Raw genomic sequence first — 18,253 nt, 5'->3', positions numbered from 1 at the left:
AAACTCAATAAGTTTCTAGGTGCAAACGGCCTTCTTTTTTGAGCGTGGCGCCCAACTGGTCCCAGTTCAGTCCTGCATGGGTGGCCACGTCGTGTAAAGCCAAGACCACGCCTTCTTCCATGCTCTTCAAACCGCACACATAGAAATACGTGTTGGGATCTTGAAGTAAGGCCACCAAATCGGCAGCACGCTCGCGCATGGCGTCTTGCACATAGCGCTTGGGCTGACCTGGTGTGCGCGAGAAAGCAAAGTTGATGTCAATGAAATCTTTGGGCAACTTTTGCAGCGGACCAAAGTAAGGCAGCTCTTCTTGGGTGCGGGCACCGAAGAACAACATGAGTTTGCCACCTTCAAACTTGCCCGTTTGACGCAAACGACGGCGCCACTCTGTCATACCGCGCATGGGCGCACTGCCTGTGCCGGTGCAAATCATCACGATGTTGGACTTGGGGTGGTTGGGCATCAAGAAGCTGCTGCCGAACGGGCCGATCACTTGAAGCGTGTCACCCACTTTCACATCGCACAAATAGTTGGAACACACGCCTTTGACCGGCTTGCCGTCGTGATCTTCCACCACGCGCTTCACCGTCAAAGACAAATTGTTGTAACCGGCGCGCTCACCATTGCGCGGGCTGGCAATGGAGTACTGGCGTGCATGGTGCGGCTTGCCAGAAGCATCCACACCTGGCGGCACGATGGCCACAGACTGGCCTTCCAACACGGGGAAAGGCATGCTGCCGAAATCGATCACGATGTGATGGGTTTCGTTGGACGTACCGACCTCGTTCACTTTGAAATTGCCGACCACCGTGGCTTGTGTGGGCGTTTTAGGGCCGTACAAGTTGGTGTACGCATGCGCTGCGGACCAAGGTGGCAAGGTAGAACCATAAGCGGCGGAATTGAACACAACTTCGCCAGAGGCATTGACAGCTTGTGCAGGTGCAGCCTCTACGGCAGGGGCAGAAGTCACAGCTTGACTGTCCACACCCATGGCTTGAAGCTCAGCTTCGCTCAAGGCGGCAGGCAGATCATCCCATGTCAATTGCTCTTCGATGGAATAGGCCTTGGCCTTGGGCATGCTGCGCCAGTTGTCAATGGAGCCTGTGGGGCAAGGTGGCACACAGGCCATGCACAGATTGCATTTTTCAGCGTCGACCACGTAATTGCGAGAATCGTGCGTGATGGCGCCAACGGGGCAAGTGGCCTCGCAGGTGTTGCAACGAATGCAGATCTCGGGATCAATCAGGTGTTGCTGAATTAAAACGGCTTCTGTGGTCATGGCGTGTGGGTAAGATCTTTTCAGATCTCAGTTGAAACGAACGTAGTCGAAGTCTACAGGCTGACGGTTGATGCCCATGACAGGAGGGGCAATCCAGTTGGCAAACTTGCCTGGCTCTGTGACGCGGCCCATCAGGCTGCCCACATAAGCGCGGTCTTCGTTGGTAGGCAACCACTCGCCCACTTTGGCCATCCACTCTTCGGCTGTCACCACACGGCCATCGGGCGTGATTTTGGCGCCAGACAAAGAACCGATGTTGCGGTGGAAAGCTTTGTGAGGGGCTGTGAGCTTGAAAGGAATGCCTGCCTTTTCAATCACACGGTTCCAACGCTCAATGCCGCCTTTGGAATCAACGATGTAATCGTCACGCAGAACTTCGTTCAAGGCGTTCAACATGGGCACTTCTTTTTCAATCAGCTTGTCATTTTCAACAGCCAAGATCTTGTAAGTGTTGCCCTTCAACACGTGATCGTCATTGCGCTTGCCTTCTTCGTAGCGGCCCTTCAAGCCAGAGCTGTAGAAAGTCGCAGCATTAGAAGACTCATCTGCACCAAACAAATCGATGGTGACGGAGAAGTGGAAGTTGATGTAACGCTGGATGGTGGGCAAATCAATCACGCCAGCAGCGCGCAGTTTGGCCACGTCGTCGGTTTTGAGTTGGTTCATCACATCCACAGTACGCTGGATGGTGCGGCTGACACCAGACTCACCCACAAACATGTGGTGTGCTTCTTCGGTCAACATGAACTTGGTGGTGCGTGCCAGCGGATCGAATGCAGATTCGGCCAAGGCGCACAGTTGGAACTTACCGTCACGGTCGGTGAAGTACGTGAACATGAAGAATGACAACCAGTCAGGCGTCTTCTCGTTGAAGGCTTGCAAGATGCGGGGATTGTCTTCGTTGCCGCTGTTACGTTGCAACAAAGCATCGGCTTCTTCACGGCCGTCTCTGCCAAAGTATTTGTGCAACAAGTACACCATGGCCCACAGGTGACGGCCTTCTTCCACGTTAATTTGGAACAGATTGCGCAGGTCGTACATGCTGGGTGCTGTGAGGCCCAAGTGGCGCTGCTGCTCCACAGATGCTGGCTCTGTGTCGCCTTGCGTCACGATGATGCGGCGCAGGTTGGCGCGGTGTTCGCCTGGCACATCTTGCCAAGCTTTCTCGCCCTTGTGATCGCCAAAGTGAATTTGACGGTCTTGCTCGCCTGGGTTCAAAAACACACCCCAACGGTAGTCGCGCATTTTGACGTGACCAAACTGTGCCCAACCTTGTGGGTCAACGCTAACCGCGGTACGCAAATACACGTCCATGTCGGTTGAACCTTCGGGGCCCATGTCGTCCCACCAGTTGATGAAGTTGGGCTGCCATTGTTCCAAGGCGCGTTGCAACGTACGGTCTTCAGACAAGTTGACGTTGTTAGGAATTTTTTCGCTGTAGTTGATACCGGACATGTGAGTCTCCAGAAATTAAAGCAACGGTGGGGTCAAATTTTGGTTGCAGCAAAGACCACCGGGAACCTTGCTGCACAACACTTTCAAAAAACTTTTGTACGTTGAGGCTTAAACGCGGTTCATGTCGAACTGCACTTTTTCGCCTTTGCCGTACACCTTCAAGGCACCTTTTTCACCCACGGCATTGGGGCGCTGGAAGATCCAGTTTTGCCATGCAGTCAGGCGACCAAAAATACGAGTCAACATGTTCTCTTGGCTGGCGAAACGCAAGTTGGCTTCGAGGCCTGTGAGCGCATCGGGTGACATGGCCGCGCGCTCTTCCAAGCACATGCGAATTTCGTCATCCCAATCGATGTCATCGGGTGCAGCGGTGACCAAGCCGAGTGCCAATGCAGCGTCAGCGTCCAATGCTTTGCCAATGGCGCCGCGCGCAGCTTCCATGGCAGGCACTTCTTCGTAGAAGCGACGTGCCAAACGGGACTGCTCGTTCACCATGGGGTAGAAGCCAAAGTTGAACTCATTCAATTGAATGGTGGGTGCTTTGTCTGCATCGTCGGGCAAGGCCAACATGTAAGTGCGGTCGGCACAGAAAGCCAATTCAGCGAAGGTGCCTACGAAGCAAGTGCCTGGTTCAACGAGTGCAAAAATGCTGCGTGAAGAAACGTCCAAGCGTGCCAAGGTACGGCGCAAGTGACCAATGGTTTCGCGCACGAACCAGTGGTCTTTGTGAGCCAACAAAGTCGCATCGCTGGCCAAGACTGCTTTGGCATCGCCTGTGGCTTTGAGCAACCAAGTGCCAATGTCGAGTTCATTGGTGCGCATGTGCAAAATGGCGTCGTCCAATTCACGCACCATTTGCAAAGGCCACCACTGAGCGCCAGCTGCCAAGATGCCGGCGATGTCTGTGGGTTGTGCAGATGCTGGTGCTTTAACCGTGAAGGTGGCCAGGCGCTTGGCGCGGTCGATTTCAACCGTCACGTTGTTGTAGCTGATGCGGTCGGCTTCAATGTTGCGCTGAATGGGTGTGAGCGCCACGCCTTTTTCTGAAGCAGGACGATCGCTTTTTGCGGCCAATTTGTCAGCGCGTTCACGCACCACTTGTTGGAATTGGTTGGGCTTGGCAATCGCATCGACTAAACGCCAGTCGACGGCTTTTTGACCACGAACACCTTCTACGCTGGTGCAGAAAATATCGGCCAAGTCGTGGCGCACGTGGCGCTTGTCGGTGACACGTGTCAGGCCACCTGTGCCTGGCAATACGCCGAGCAATGGCACTTCGGGCAAAGACACTGCAGAAGAACGGTCGTCCACCAACACGATGTCGTCGCAGGCCAAGGCCAATTCATAACCGCCACCAGCACATGCGCCGTTCAATGCGGCCACAAACTTCAAGCCAGAGTATTTGCTGGAGTCTTCAATGCCATTGCGTGTTTCGTTGGTGAACTTACAGAAGTTCACTTTCCAGCCGTGTGTCGACACGCCCAACATGAAGATGTTGGCACCAGAGCAGAACACGCGGTCTTTCAAGCTGGTGACTACCACGCTGCGAACTTCGGGGTGTTCAAAGCGGATGCGCTGCAGGGCATCGTGCAATTCAATGTCTACGCCCAAGTCATAAGAGTTGAGCTTCAATTTGTAGCCAGGGCGAATGCCTGCGTTTTCGTCGATGTTGATCGACAGGGTGGCCACGGCACCGTCAAAGGCCAAGCTGATGTGCTTGTAGTTTTCGGGTGAGGTTTGGTAATTGACGATGGGCGCTGTGGTCATGAAGGTCTCCAATGAAGGTCTTTGTAGGGTCTGAATCTCTGGTGCGAGACTTAAAAAGCCATCGAACCGCGTTGACATGCAGTTTATTGCATTCAACCTAGGGACTCAACATGCAATTTAATGCAATTATTAAGTGTTTACCCTATGTTTTGAGAATTTTTTCAAACCCTACTCAACCCATTGAATCACTTTGCGAACTTCCGTTTTCAAGCGCTTGAAACTTTCTTCGGCATCTTGTGCACTGGTATCGATGCTGAGATCGGCTTTGGAATAAAACGCAGAGCGTCCTTCCAAAATGCGTTTCAAATCTTCCATCGCCTCGGGACTGGCGGCCATGGGGCGCAGGTCACCTTGCGCAGCGACGCGTGACATGTGGTCGTTGGCACTGGCTTGCAACCACACGGTGGTGCAATGGGTCAGCAGCAAATTGAAATTGGCGGAGTCAGAGACCAAACCACCCGGTGTGGCAATCACCACCTCGGGGTAAATTTGAATGGCCTCTTCCAATGCACGTCGCTCATATCGGCGATACGCATTGGCACCGTACAAGTTGTGAATTTCACTGATTTGGCAACCTGCAAACTTTTCAATTTCGCGGCTGAGTTCAATGAACGTAAAACCCAAATCATCGGCCAAACGCTGGCCCAGTGTGGTTTTGCCAGCCCCTCGCAAACCAATGAGGGCAATGCGGGTGCGGCGTGCTGTGGCGTCACCACTTTCACCAAACATTTCTGTCAACTGAACGCGCGCACGACGCAGATCGGCCTCTGTGCGCTTGCTGAGCAGTTCACGAATCAACAACCATTCGGGTGAGCTGGTGCTGATGTCACCCAACAATTCTGCCAATGAGCATTGCAAGGCATGCGACACCTGCAACAACACCAACACAGAGACATTGCCTGTGCCGTACTCCAAATTGGCCAAGTGCCGTTCTGACACATCGGCCGCTAAAGCGACTGCTTTTCGGGTCATGCCTTTGCGAGAACGCAGGTTGCGCACACGATCACCCAGCGCCATCAAAAATGGGCTGCGCAGGGGCTCTAAAGAGCTACCCACTTCAACAAATGCGGTCGATGATTCGGTCACCGAAGTCTCCAAGGACAATGAATTGGCGATGCTGATTTTTCAAAATAAAGGGAAAACCCTGATTTTTCATGACAGACAAAACATGCACTTTATTGCATACTCGTCCGCAAGCAAGATAGTGCATTTATACCGCGAGTTGTCCTAAAGCCCAAGCGTTTTAATGCACACCATCCAAATTTTTGATCAAGATCACGGAGATCAACATGACGCTGCCCTCAGCCCCACCCGCGCAATTCAACTTCGCGCAATTTTTGATCGCAGCCAACAACAGTCGCAAAGACAAGACGGCGCTCATCGACGATGTAGGCAGCCTCACCTATGGCGAAATGGGTGAACAGATCAGAGCCTGTGCAGCGGGTCTGCGCAAGTTGGGACTGAAGCGCGAAGAGCGCGTGCTCTTGCTGATGCAAGACAGCACCGATTGGGTTGTGTCATTTTTGGGCGCTCTTTATGCTGGGGTGGTGCCCGTGGCGGTCAATACGCTGTTAACAGCGGACGACTATGCCTTCATGATCAACAACAGCCGCGCGCAAGCGGCCTTGGTGTCCTCCGCATTGCTGGGCACGTTGAATGCCGCCATTGCACAAGGCACCAAAAGCATCAAACACATCGTGGTCTCACGCCACGAGGGTGATTTGCCTGCACCCAACCTGCACTTCAAGGATTTCTTGGCTTCGGCAACAGGCCCCAGCTTGCCTGCCGAAACACATGCCGACGAACCCGCCTTCTGGTTGTTCTCATCGGGCTCTACTGGCAACCCCAAAGGCACAGTGCATACCCAAGGCAATTTGTATTGGACAGCGCAGTTGTATGGCAAAGGCGTGTTGGCTTTGACGTCTAACGACGTGGTGTTTTCAGCCGCCAAATTGTTCTTCGCTTACGGCTTGGGCAACGCCCTCACCTTTCCTTTAAGTGTCGGCGCCAGCGTGGTGTTGATGGCCGAACGCCCCACACCGCAAGCCACATTCAAACGCTTGGTCGATCACAAGCCCACCGTGTTTTACGGTGCGCCCACAGGTTACGGCGGTATGTTGGCAAGCCCTGACTTACCCACCAAGGACAAAGTGGCCTTGCGCCTTTGCTCATCTGCCGGCGAGGCCTTGCCCGCAGACATTGGCGAACGTTGGACGGCTCATTTTGGCTGCGAAATCATTGACGGCATTGGCTCGACTGAAATGCTGCACGTGTTCTTGTCCAACACACCAGGCGATGTGCGCTATGGCACCACAGGCAAACCTGTACCTGGCTACGAAGTGCAATTGCGCGGCGAACAAGGCGAAGTGCTAACCGGTCACAACGAGATTGGCGACCTGTACATCAAAGGCCCTTCAGCCGCTTTGATGTATTGGAACAACCGAGAAAAATCTCGCGACACCTTTCAAGGTGAATGGACCAAGAGTGGCGACAAATACTCGCGCGACCCCGAAGGCTATTACACCTATGCTGGCCGCAATGACGACATGCTGAAAGTCAGTGGCATCTATGTGTCACCTTTTGAAGTGGAATCAACCTTGGTTCAGCATCCCGCCATTTTGGAAGCCGCCGTCATTGGCAAAGTGGACGCCGATGGCCTGACCAAAACCAAAGCTTTCATTGTGCTGAAGGCGGGACAAAGCTTGACCGAAGAAGAGGTGAAGTCCTTTGTGAAAGAGCGTTTGGCGCCCTACAAATACCCACGCTTCATTGAATTCGTCACTGAACTGCCCAAAACCGCCACAGGCAAAATTCAACGTTTCCGTTTGCGCGATTTGGAAAACAAAAAGGCTTGAAAGCCTAAGCCTTCAAGCCTTTGCGAAGTGGCCTCATTCAGAGGCCACTGCTTTTTGTATCAAGTGTTTTTTGACACGGTGATGGTTGGGAACTTGGCAGAAAAGTCCTTGGCCTTGGCCGCAATTTTGATGGCCACTTGGCGCGCCACCGATTTGTAAATGCTGGCCACTTCGCCATCGGGATCGGCCACCACAGTGGGTTTGCCATTGTCAGCTTGCAAACGAATTTGCATGTTCAAGGGCAAGGCACCCAGGTAGTCCATTTGGTAGTTCTCGGCCATTTTCTTGCCGCCATCAGCGCCAAAGATGTGCTCAACATGACCGCAGTTTGTACAGACGTGAACCGCCATGTTTTCCACAATACCCAAAATAGGCACGCCTACTTTTTCAAACATCTTGATGCCCTTTTTGGCATCCAGCAAGGCGATGTCTTGGGGTGTGGTCACAATCACGGCGCCTGTCATGGGCACGCGTTGGCTGAGTGTGAGTTGAATGTCACCCGTGCCAGGCGGCATGTCGATGATCAAATAGTCCAAATCTTTCCAATTGGTTTGTCGCAGTAACTGCTCAAGGGCCTGCGTGGCCATGGGGCCGCGCCAAATCATGGCCTCGTCTTGGTTCACCAAGAAACCAATCGACATCACTTGCACGCCGTAGTTTTCCATGGGCTCCATGGTTTTGCCGTCTTCGCTCTCAGGACGACCTTCAATGCCCATCATCATGGGCTGGCTGGGGCCGTAAATGTCGGCGTCGAGCAAGCCCACACTGGCGCCCTCTGCGGCCAGCGCCAAGGCCAAATTGACAGCCGTGGTGCTCTTGCCCACGCCGCCTTTGCCAGACGCAACAGCGATGATGTTTTTGACCTGCGGCAACAAGGCCACGCCGCGCTGAGCTGCGTGGGCCACAATTTTCATGGTGACGTTGGCTGAGACATTGGTCACGCCGGGCACCTGCTTGGCGGCGGCAATGAGGGCATTGCGCAAACCCGGAATCTGGCTCTTAGCTGGGTAACCCAATTCAACGTCAAAGGCCACATTGCCGCCGTCTACCACCAGGTTTTTCAGGGCTTTGGTGGAGACAAAATCTTTGCCGGTGTTGGGATCGATGACCGATTCGAGGGCTTTTTGGAGTTGTTCTGGGGTCGACATGTGAAACTTTCTGCGAATGGCCGGAAGTTTAGCGACATCAAGTGGCTGAAGCCCATAAAATCAAGGATTCCCCTACAAATTGACCCCTCATGTCTGCCTCGTCTGTTTCGAACCTCACTGCTGCCCAGCGACAAATTTTTGTCACGACCGCATTGCCCTACGCCAATGGCAATTTCCACATCGGTCACATCATGGAGTACATCCAGGCCGACATCTGGGTTCGCGCACAACGCATGCAAGGCCATGAGGTGCATTTCGTGTGCGCTGACGATGCGCACGGTGCCCCCATCATGATTGCCGCCGAAAAAGCCGGCATCACACCTCAACAGTTTGTGGCCAACATTGCAGCGGGCCGCAAACCTTATCTGGATGGCTTTCACATTGCCTTTGACAATTGGCATTCCACCGATGGCCCTGAAAACCACGAACTGGCGCAACAAATTTACCGCGACCTCAAAGCCGCTGGCTTGATTGCCACCAAAACCATCGAGCAATTCTTTGACCCTGAAAAGTCAATGTTCTTGCCCGACCGCTTCATCAAAGGCGAGTGCCCCAAGTGTGGCGCCAAAGACCAGTACGGCGACAGCTGCGAATCTTGCGGTGCGGTTTACTCGCCCACAGAGGTCAAGAACCCCTACTCCGCTTTGTCTGGCGCAACACCCGTGCTCAAACAATCGGAGCACTACTTCTTCAAATTGTCTGACCCACGCTGCGTTGAGTTCCTTGAAAAATGGACACACGACACCGGCCGCCTGCAGCCCGAAGTGCTGAACAAAATCAAAGAGTGGTTTGCCAAAGACGAAGAGGGTCAAGGCGGCCTGGGCGACTGGGACATCAGCCGCGACGCACCTTACTTCGGCATTGAAATTCCCGACGCACCCGGCAAATATTTTTATGTGTGGCTCGATGCGCCCATTGGCTACTTGGCTTCGCTCAAAAACTATTTGGGCAAGATCGGTGTGGACTACAACGCCTACATCAACAACCCCAATGTCGAGCAGTACCACTTCATTGGCAAAGACATCACGTATTTCCATACGCTGTTCTGGCCGGCCATGCTGCACTTCAGCGGCCGCAAAACACCCAATGCGGTCTATGTGCACGGCTTCTTAACCGTCAGCGGCGAGAAGATGAGCAAGAGCCGCGGCACCGGCCTCGACCCGCTCAAGTATTTGAAGCTCGGCATGAACCCCGAGTGGTTGCGTTACTACATTGCCGCCAAACTCAATGGCCGCAACGAAGACGTCGATTTCAACCCCGAAGACTTCATGGCCCGCGTCAACTCCGACTTGGTGGGCAAGTACATCAACATCGCATCGCGCGCTGCAGGCTTCATTGCCAAGCGATTGGGCGGCAAGTTGGGCACGGTGTCGGCTGATGGCCAGGCTTTGCTGAAGCAATTGCACGAAGGCGTGCCCCCTATTGCCAAACTTTATGACGAGCGTGACTACGCCAAAGCCCTGCGCGAAGTGATGCTCTTGGCCGATCGCGTGAACGAGTACGTCGATCAAAACAAACCTTGGGAATTGGCCAAACAAGAAGGCATGGATGCACGCCTGCACGACGTTTGCACCACCTGCATTGAAGCTTTCCGATTGCTCAGCCTGATGCTCAAGCCGGTGCTGCCTTCATTGGCCAGCAACGTGGAAAAATTCTTGAACATCGATGCCATGAACTTCACCCATGTGCAAGCTTCCCTGGGTGCAGGTCACGCCATCAACGACTACAAACATTTGATGCAGCGTGTGGATGTGGCCATGCTCGATGCCTTGTTCGAAGCGCCCGAGCCCATGGTTGAAGCGGCACCGCTGCCAGGTGGCGAGGCCATTGCGCCCACCATCTCGATTGATGACTTCGCCAAAGTAGATTTGCGCATCGCGCAGATCGTGCAATGCGAAGCAGTGGAAGGTTCGACCAAACTCTTGCGCCTCACTTTGGATGTGGGCGAAGGCAAACACCGCAATGTGTTCAGTGGCATTGCCAGCGTTTACAAACCTGAAGACTTGGTGGGCAAGCTCACCGTGATGGTGGCCAATTTGGCGCCGCGCAAAATGAAGTTTGGTGTGTCTGAAGGCATGGTGCTGGCCGCCAGCCATGCCGATGAAAAAGCCGAACCCGGCATTTATGTGTTGAACCCATGGCCCGGTGCAAAACCTGGCATGCGCATTCACTGATCGGCGTCACATCAAAGGCCATTTGCAACGCTACACTGACACATGGCCTTTTTCTTTCGCCCCAAGCTCGTTGACTCGTTAAAGGCTTACTCGCGCGAGCAGCTGGGCGCTGACATCGCCGCTGGACTTACCGTTGGCGTGGTGGCCTTGCCCTTGGCCATGGCCTTCGCCATTGCCTCTGGCCTCAAACCCGAAGCGGGTTTGTTCACCGCCATCATTGCAGGCTTCATCATTTCTGCATTGGGTGGCAGCAAGGTCCAAATTGGCGGTCCAGCCGGCGCCTTCATCGTCATTGTGTATGGCATCTTGGAACGCTATGGGTTGGCCAATCTGATCATTGCCACCGCCGCATCGGGCGTGCTTTTGTTCATCATGGGCTTACTCAAATTGGGCACGCTGATTCGCTTCATTCCAGTGGCGGTGGTCATTGGCTTTACCAACGGCATTGCTGTGCTCATCATGCTGTCACAGGCCAAAGATTTTTTAGGTCTCAAAGTGAGCAACATGCCTGCCGACTTCTTTGGCATCTTGCGCGCTTTGAGCGATGCATTGCCCAGCTTTCAACCCACTTCTTTTGCTTTGGCTTTGGGATCTCTCCTTTTGATTGTGGTGTGGCAACGCACTTTTGCAGCTCGCCCGTCACAAACTCAAGCCAGTGGCTTGCGCCGCACATTGCAAGTCATCCCAGGCTCCATCGTGGCCTTGGTCGTAGCCACTTTGGTGGCGCAAAGCTTGAGCTTGCCTGTGGAAACCATTGGCAGCAAATTTGGCGGTATCCCTTCCGCGTTGCCCAGCTTTGTGTGGCCCGAGTTCAGCTTGGAGGCATTGAAGAACTTGAGCATGCCCATCTTCACCATCACCTTGTTGGGCGCCATTGAGTCATTGTTGTGCGCACGCATTGCCGATGGCCTGATTGGCGACAGGCACAACCCCAATCAAGAACTGATGGCGCAAGGCGTGGCCAACTTTGTCACACCCTTCTTTGGTGGCATGCCAGCCACAGGCACCATTGCGCGGACCGTGACCAACGTGAAAAGTGGCGGACGCTCGCCGGTCGCAGGCATGGTGCATGCGCTGACCTTGTTGGTGGTGGTGTGGGTGGCCGCGCCGCTGGCCAACCACGTGCCCTTGGCTGCCTTGGCCGCCATCTTGATGTTTGTGGCATGGAACATGGGTGAATGGCACGCATTTTCTGATTTGAAACAGTTCCGTGCGCCCTATCGTATCACCCTGCTGGCTGTGTTTTTGCTCACCGTGATGGTCGACCTGACAGTGGCGGTTGAATTTGGCTTGTTTGCGGCTTGCGTGACCTTCATTTACCGAATTTCCAACCTCAGCCGGGTGGAGCAACTGTCGCCTGTGGACACCCAAGCCCTGATTGGCCAAGACGGACGCATCAGCGCTTATCGGTTTTACGGCGCTTTGTTCTTTGGTGCGGTCAAACTGGTGGAGGCCATCGAAGACCACTTACCGCAAAAAGCGGTCATTTTGGACCTCAAAAACATCATTTACATCGATTCTTCAGGCGCTGATGCCTTGATGGCATTGGCGCAGGTCTGTCAAAAACGGCAGGTTCGACTCTTGATCTGTGGCCTGAACCACCAACCCATGGACATTGCCAAGCGCACAGGGCTTCTGGATTTGGTCGGCAAGGACTGCCAGCCCGATTGGGGCACGGGCCTCGAAACCGCCTTGTCGTCAGAAAACCTCTAGCGCAAGCCCGCTAAAATACGGACTTCTAACCAGAAAGCGCTTTGTCATGTCGCTCTTGCATTTTTTCCGTCGTCCAGACTATCAGTCCGACGCCACACAATTCATTGAACAGCTCAAAGCTGACCGCCCGCATTTGGATGCCGCCCAACAAGAAGCCCGCGCTTTGTTGTGGAACGCATCAGTTGACCGTCATGTGTTGAAAGAATTCAACGAAGGTCGCGTCGCTCAAAAACCTTACGTCTATCAGACCAAAGGTTGAGACTTTTGGAAAACACGGCCACATCTCCCGAGGTTCTTCCCGCGATTGACAACACCGCGGGCTTGCCCGAGGTCATCGACCACGTGGCCGTGGCACGCCTGTATGGCGAGCCTTTGTTTTCCATGCCCAACGACCTCTACATCCCACCGGATGCCTTGGAGGTTTTTCTAGAGGCCTTTGAAGGTCCTCTGGACTTGTTGTTGTATTTGATTCGCAAGCAAAACTTCAACATCCTCGACATTCCCATGGCGGCGGTTACGCGCCAGTACCTCAGTTATGTCGACGAAATCCGCGAGCACAACTTAGAGTTGGCCGCTGAATATTTGCTAATGGCGGCCATGCTGATTGAAATCAAATCACGCATGTTGCTGCCACCCAAGAAAGTGGCTGAAGGTCAAGAACCTGAAGACCCACGTGCCGAATTGGTTCGCCGTTTGCTCGAGTACGAGCAAATGAAAATGGCCTCCATGCAATTGGGCAATTTGCCGCAATACGGCCGCGATTTCCTCAAGGCCCAGGTATACATCGAGCAAAGTTTGCAACCCCGCTTCCCCGATGTCCATTTGGTGGAATTGCAAGAAGCCTGGCGCGACATTCTGAAGCGTGCCAAGTTGGTTCAGCATCACAAAATTTCGCGCGAAGAGCTCAGCGTGCGCGAGCACATGAGCATCGTCTTGAAGCACCTTCAAGGCCGCAAGTTTGTGGAGTTTGAAAACTTGTTCGATCCCAGCAAAGGCACACCGGTGTTGGTGGTCACCTTCATTGCACTACTGGAACTGGCCAAAGAAACTTTGATTGAAATCACGCAAGCCGAAGCATTCGCTCCCATCTACGTGCGCTTGGCCTTCACACCTGCATAAGCTTGGCAAAACCACTGCCCCGAATGGGTCAGGAACTTAAAGACGCTTCGCCTTTGGCACCCCGTCCCATCAATGCGGCGACGGCTTCTGCAGGTTTCAACTGGCCATCGAGCAAGGCCACAACCGCTTGAGCAATGGGCATTTCAACGCCTAAGGCCATTGCGCGCTTGACCACAGTGCGCGCGCTGTAAACCCCTTCAGCCACATGACCCAAAGATTGAACCGCTTGCTGCAAATCCATGCCTTGCGCCAGCAACAAACCCACTTTGCGATTGCGACTTAAATCACCTGTGGCAGTGAGCACCAAATCGCCCAAGCCAGACAAGCCCATGAAGGTTTCGGGCTTGGCGCCCAAGGCTACGCCCAAGCGCGTCATTTCAGACAAGCCACGTGTGATCAACGCGGCGCGGGCATTCAAACCAAGGTTCAAGCCATCGCACAAACCTGTGGCAATCGCCAATACGTTTTTAACTGCACCACCCACCTCAACGCCCACAATGTCCTCGTTGGCATAAACGCGCAAACTGGCACTGTGAAACGCATCCACCAACAACTGACGCACCTTGGGGTGCGCACTGGCAGCCACCAAAGCGGTTGGCTGTGCTGTGGCCACTTCCAAGGCAAAGCTAGGACCACTTAAAGCCCCCGCTTGAAGTTGGGGAGCGACTTGCTGACACACCTCATGCGGCATGGCACCCGATTCAACACCTTGGCTGCCCGCTTCAAAGCCTTTGCAAAGCCAAGCCACGGGCACCTGCACATCTTTCAAGGTCATCAACATGCTGCGCAAAGCAGACATGGGCGTGCCAATCACAACCAAATCGTGCTGCTGAGCCCAGGCGGCCAATTCAGACACAGGTGCGCTGACACACTGCAATGACGCAGGAAAACGAATCCCAGGCAAATAGCGCTGATTGCTTCTTTGGGATTGAAGTTCTTTGGCGGCAGCAGGGTCACGCGTCCACAACTGAACGTGATGCCCTGTGCCCTCACGGCTGGCACTGATGGCCAGCGCGGTGCCCCAAGCACCTGCCCCGATGACCGCAATCTTCAGGCTCAAGCTGAGGCCTTGGTGATGAATTTACTGAACTTGAGGTGCAGCCGCCGCTTGGCCCGCAGCTTCAGCTTGTTGCTGCTCATACATGGCTTGGAAGTTGATTTCGGCCAAGTGCACAGGCGGGAAGCCAGCGCGAGTGACCATGTCGGCCACATTGCCACGCAGGTAGGGGTACACGATTTGGGGGCAAGCGATGCCCATGATGGGGCCCATTTGGTCTTCAGGCAAATTGCGGATTTCGAAAATGCCTGCTTGTTTGCACTCCACCAAAAAGACCGTTTTGTCTTCAATTTTGGTGTGCACGGTGGCCGTGACGCAAATTTCGTAAACGCCTTCAGCCGCCTGGTTGGCTTCCACACCCAATTGAATGTCGACCGCAGGTTGTTGTTGCTCCAACAAAATGGCGGGTGAGTTGGGCTGCTCCAAAGACGCTTCCTTCATGTAAACGCGTTGGATTTGGAACACGGGGGTGTTGGCTTCTGACATAAATAATTTTGCTTTGAGGGTGATCATCCCTGCGGCCGCTTGAACAAGCCCCAACCGCGGGTTCAGGTCAGATTATCACCGATGGCAGGGGGCGCAAAAGCCCCCCTGCAAAGATCAGCTGGCTTGCAGCAACGGCATCAAGCCGCCTTTGGCATCCAAAGCCATCAGGTCATCACAGCCACCCACATGCGTCTCACCGATGAAGATTTGAGGCACTGTGCGGCGACCCGTGATTTTCATCATGTGATCACGTGCTTCAGGTTGGGTGTCGATCCTGATTTCCTCAATGTCCGTGACGCCTTTGGACTTCAAGACTTGTTTGGCGCGGACACAGTAGGGGCAAACGGCCGTTGTGTACATCTTCACTTGTGGCATGACAACTCCAGATTCGATGGTTAGGCTTTTTCAACAGGCAGGTTGGCTTCGCGCCATGACTTCAAACCGCCGGACAAGGCCTGCGCACGTTCAAAGCCCAGCTTCTGGGCTTGGGCCGCAGCGCGGCTGGCACGGCCACCCACTTGGCAGACCATGATGACCGGCAGGCTTTTGTTTTTGACCAACTGGGGCAGTTGTTGCTCAAGCTGACCCAAGGGAATGTTTTTGGAGCCGACCACATGGCCTTGGGCAAATTCGGCAGGCTCGCAGACATCAATGACCACCGCTTTTTCACGGTTCATGAGCAGAACCGCTTCGGAAGGTTCCACCCCACCGGCAGCACCTTTGGTAATGGCTGGCCAAAAAAGCGCCAAGGCTGAGGCCGCGGCCACGGAAACCAACATCCAGTTTTCAATCAAAAAATTCACAAAAAACCCTTAAAAAGTTCACATGCAGCACATTTCACGGCCGCACGCCAGATTCGAATTCTAAAATGGCGAACGGAAAACCGTATTGTCCTCTCTGATTAAACCTTTCACCATGTACAAATTCGTTCTCATTCGCCACGGCGAGTCCACTTGGAATTTAGAAAATCGCTTCACTGGCTGGACCGATGTTGATTTAACCCCCACCGGCATTGAGCAAGCCAAAGCCGCTGGTCGTCTTCTGAAAGCCGAAGGCTATGAGTTTGACTTGGCCTACACCAGCGTCTTAAAGCGCGCCATTCACACGCTGTGGCACACCTTGGATGCCATGGACCGCCAATGGCTGCCTGTGCACAACAGCTGGCGTTTGAACGAGCGTCACTACGGTGCGCTCCAAGGCTTGAACAAAGCTGAAACTGCCAAAAAGTATGGCGATGATCAGGTTTTGGTCTGGCGCCGCAGTTTTGACACGCCGCCACCCGCTTTGGAGCCGCAAGACCCCCGCTGCGAACGTGGTGATCTGCGTTACGCCAAGATCAACGCCCAAGACGTGCCATTGACCGAATGCCTCAAAGACACGGTGGCGCGTGTGGTGCCTTTTTGGACCGAGTCCATGGCACCTGCCATCAAAGCAGGCAAGCGCGTGGTGGTGGCCGCCCACGGCAACTCCATTCGAGCACTGATCAAGTACTTGGACAACATTTCAGACGACGACATCGTGAACTTGAACATCCCCAATGGCATTCCCTTGGTGTACGAGCTCGATGCCAACTTGAAGCCTGTCAAAAAATACTATTTGGGTGATGCCGAAGCAGCCGCCAAAGCGGCAGCGGCTGTGGCCAGCCAAGGCAAGGCCTAATTACCACCAAGACAATCCCTGATGCCTCCAAACTTGGGCGTCAGGGTGTATATTGGTTCAAAAGGAGACCCTCTGGGTCAATGAACATGGGTCAAAAATTGAAAATAGTGGGCTGGTTAAGCGTGGGCGCCTTGGCAGGTGCACTCACTACGGTGTCCTTGCAAACCACGGCACGAGGCGCGTTTGCACCTTTGCCACTCGAAGAGTTGCAGCAATTGGCTGCCGTGTTTGGCATGGTGAAAAGCGACTACGTCGAAGCTGTGGATGAGAAAAAACTCATCACTGAAGCCATCTCGGGCATGGTCGCCAGTCTCGACCCCCACTCTCAATATTTTGACAAGAAAAGCTTCAAAGAATTCAGCGAAGGCACATCCGGTCGATTCGTCGGCGTGGGCATTGAGATCACCCAAGAAGAAGGTGTGGTTAAAGTGGTGTCCCCCATTGAAGGTTCTCCCGCAGACCGGGCTGGCCTCAAAACCAACGACCTGATCACCAAGATCGACGACACTTTCGTCAAAGGCTTGTCCATGAACGATGCGGTGAAACGCATGCGCGGCGAGCCCAACACCAAAGTGCTCTTGACCATTTTCCGCAAAGACGAGAGCCGCACCTTCACCGTCACCATCGTGCGGGAAGAAATCAAAACACAATCGGTCAAAGCCAAACTTTTGGATTCTGGCTACGGTTGGATTCGGGTGTCTCAATTCCAAGAACGCACCGTCGAAGACTTTTCTAAGAAGCTAGAAGACATGTACAAACAAGAACCCAAGCTCAAAGGCTTGGTGCTTGATTTGCGCAACGACCCCGGTGGTTTGCTCGATGCAGCAGTGGCCTTGTCTGCCGCTTTCTTGCCAGAAAACGCCACGGTGGTGTCCACCAACGGCCAGTTGGAAGAAAGCAAGTTTGTTTACAAAGCAGCGCCGCAGTTTTGGCGCCGCAGTGCCGATGTCGATCCCATTCAGCGACTCACCCAAAACACCCAAGGTCAGTTGAAAAAAGTACCGCTGGTGGTGTTGGTCAATGAAGGCTCTGCTTCAGCCAGCGAAATTGTGGCCGGTGCATTGCAAGATCACAAACGCGCTGTGGTCATGGGCAGCCAAACATTTGGCAAAGGCTCCGTGCAGACGGTGCGCCAACTGGGTCCTGACACCGCATTGAAACTCACCACAGCGCGCTACTACACACCCAGTGGTCGCTCCATCCAAGCCAAAGGCATCTTGCCCGACGTGATGCTGGACGAAACCGAGAACGGCAATGTGTTTGCAGCCTTGCGTACACGTGAAGAAGATTTGGAAAAGCATTTGGGCAATGGCCAAGAAGCCGAGAAGAAAAACGAAGAGCGCCAAAAGGCACGTGAAGAAGCGCTGAAGAAATTGGAAGCAGAAGCCAAAAAACCAGAGTCCGAAAGACGACCCCCTGAGTTTGGCTCCGACAAAGACTTCCAACTCAACCAAGCCTTGAACCAACTCAAAGGTTTGCCCGTCAAAGTGAGCGCCACTTTGGCCGCGCGCAAAGAAGAGAAAAAAGACAAGTAAGCGCCC

The 18,253-nt window shown here is 53.9% G+C and carries 16 protein-coding genes; 7 read left to right on the top strand and 9 right to left on the bottom strand.

All coding sequences use genetic code 11. The annotated features are described in order from the left end of the window. Positions 1 to 4 precede the first annotated feature (4 nt). The 4 genes from boxA to L103DPR2_RS04135 form a co-directional block, all read right to left on the bottom strand. Positions 5 to 1,279, bottom strand: coding sequence for a benzoyl-CoA 2,3-epoxidase subunit BoxA (gene boxA / locus L103DPR2_RS04150; protein WP_055359883.1), 1,275 nt, complete (start codon positions 1,277 to 1,279; stop codon positions 5 to 7). 27 nt (positions 1,280 to 1,306) lie between these two features. Then, on the bottom strand, positions 1,307 to 2,734 hold the full coding sequence (boxB, locus tag L103DPR2_RS04145; protein ID WP_055359882.1) for a benzoyl-CoA 2,3-epoxidase subunit BoxB: 1,428 nt from the start codon (positions 2,732 to 2,734) through the stop codon (positions 1,307 to 1,309). Positions 2,735 to 2,842: 108 nt separating this feature from the next. Continuing rightward, positions 2,843 to 4,501 carry a 2,3-epoxybenzoyl-CoA dihydrolase gene (boxC, locus tag L103DPR2_RS04140; RefSeq protein WP_055359881.1) on the bottom strand — a complete coding sequence of 553 codons (1,659 nt, stop codon included), beginning with the start codon at positions 4,499 to 4,501 and terminating at the stop codon, positions 2,843 to 2,845. A 168-nt stretch (positions 4,502 to 4,669) separates the two neighbouring features. Beyond that, positions 4,670 to 5,587 carry a helix-turn-helix transcriptional regulator gene (locus L103DPR2_RS04135; RefSeq protein WP_055361838.1) on the bottom strand — a complete coding sequence of 306 codons (918 nt, stop codon included), beginning with the start codon at positions 5,585 to 5,587 and terminating at the stop codon, positions 4,670 to 4,672. Positions 5,588 to 5,790: 203 nt separating this feature from the next. Here L103DPR2_RS04135 and L103DPR2_RS04130 point away from each other — a divergent pair, with 203 nt between their 5' ends. Continuing rightward, complete coding sequence (locus tag L103DPR2_RS04130; RefSeq protein WP_055361837.1) at positions 5,791 to 7,356, top strand: benzoate-CoA ligase family protein; 1,566 nt, start codon at positions 5,791 to 5,793, stop codon at positions 7,354 to 7,356. 59 nt (positions 7,357 to 7,415) lie between these two features. On the opposite strand, the gene apbC is transcribed toward L103DPR2_RS04130, so the two are convergent. Continuing rightward, a complete protein-coding gene (gene apbC / locus L103DPR2_RS04125; RefSeq protein WP_055359880.1) occupies positions 7,416 to 8,504 on the bottom strand; it encodes an iron-sulfur cluster carrier protein ApbC in 1,089 nt (362 codons plus the stop codon). A gap of 89 nt (positions 8,505 to 8,593) precedes the next feature. Between apbC and metG the strand changes: the two genes are divergently transcribed. From metG to L103DPR2_RS04105, 4 genes are read left to right on the top strand one after another with little or no spacing between them, the layout of a single operon-like run. Beyond that, complete coding sequence (gene metG / locus L103DPR2_RS04120) at positions 8,594 to 10,678, top strand: methionine--tRNA ligase (protein ID WP_055359879.1); 2,085 nt, start codon at positions 8,594 to 8,596, stop codon at positions 10,676 to 10,678. 42 nt (positions 10,679 to 10,720) lie between these two features. Beyond that, complete coding sequence (locus L103DPR2_RS04115) at positions 10,721 to 12,391, top strand: SulP family inorganic anion transporter (RefSeq protein WP_055359878.1); 1,671 nt, start codon at positions 10,721 to 10,723, stop codon at positions 12,389 to 12,391. A gap of 55 nt (positions 12,392 to 12,446) precedes the next feature. Next, complete coding sequence (locus L103DPR2_RS04110) at positions 12,447 to 12,650, top strand: DUF3460 family protein (RefSeq protein ID WP_108256435.1); 204 nt, start codon at positions 12,447 to 12,449, stop codon at positions 12,648 to 12,650. A gap of 5 nt (positions 12,651 to 12,655) precedes the next feature. Beyond that, the gene (locus tag L103DPR2_RS04105) at positions 12,656 to 13,510 is read left to right on the top strand and encodes a segregation and condensation protein A (protein ID WP_055359876.1); all 855 of its coding nucleotides are present in this window, start codon (positions 12,656 to 12,658) and stop codon (positions 13,508 to 13,510) included. 28 nt (positions 13,511 to 13,538) lie between these two features. On the opposite strand, the gene L103DPR2_RS04100 is transcribed toward L103DPR2_RS04105, so the two are convergent. From L103DPR2_RS04100 to L103DPR2_RS04085, 4 genes are all read right to left on the bottom strand, one after another. Beyond that, positions 13,539 to 14,564, bottom strand: coding sequence for an NAD(P)H-dependent glycerol-3-phosphate dehydrogenase (locus tag L103DPR2_RS04100; protein WP_055361836.1), 1,026 nt, complete (start codon positions 14,562 to 14,564; stop codon positions 13,539 to 13,541). Between the two features lie 27 nt (positions 14,565 to 14,591). Continuing rightward, positions 14,592 to 15,053: a protein-export chaperone SecB gene (gene secB, locus L103DPR2_RS04095; protein WP_055361835.1), complete on the bottom strand. Its 462-nt coding sequence runs from the start codon at positions 15,051 to 15,053 to the stop codon at positions 14,592 to 14,594. A gap of 114 nt (positions 15,054 to 15,167) precedes the next feature. Next, on the bottom strand, positions 15,168 to 15,428 hold the full coding sequence (grxC, locus tag L103DPR2_RS04090) for a glutaredoxin 3 (protein WP_055359875.1): 261 nt from the start codon (positions 15,426 to 15,428) through the stop codon (positions 15,168 to 15,170). Positions 15,429 to 15,448: 20 nt separating this feature from the next. Continuing rightward, positions 15,449 to 15,856: a rhodanese-like domain-containing protein gene (locus L103DPR2_RS04085; protein WP_055359874.1), complete on the bottom strand. Its 408-nt coding sequence runs from the start codon at positions 15,854 to 15,856 to the stop codon at positions 15,449 to 15,451. Positions 15,857 to 15,968: 112 nt separating this feature from the next. On the opposite strand from L103DPR2_RS04085, the gene gpmA reads away from it, so the two are divergent. Beyond that, positions 15,969 to 16,712 carry a 2,3-diphosphoglycerate-dependent phosphoglycerate mutase gene (gene gpmA / locus L103DPR2_RS04080; RefSeq protein WP_055359873.1) on the top strand — a complete coding sequence of 248 codons (744 nt, stop codon included), beginning with the start codon at positions 15,969 to 15,971 and terminating at the stop codon, positions 16,710 to 16,712. Between the two features lie 86 nt (positions 16,713 to 16,798). Then, the gene (locus tag L103DPR2_RS04075) at positions 16,799 to 18,247 is read left to right on the top strand and encodes a S41 family peptidase (RefSeq protein WP_055361834.1); all 1,449 of its coding nucleotides are present in this window, start codon (positions 16,799 to 16,801) and stop codon (positions 18,245 to 18,247) included. The last annotated feature ends 6 nt before the right edge of the window (positions 18,248 to 18,253 follow it).

It is taken from the genome of Limnohabitans sp. 103DPR2 (assembly GCF_001412575.1).
Lineage (GTDB): Bacteria > Pseudomonadota > Gammaproteobacteria > Burkholderiales > Burkholderiaceae_C > Limnohabitans_A.
Note: the sequence above shows the minus strand (reverse complement) of the source record. Positions and strands in the feature narration are given on the sequence as shown.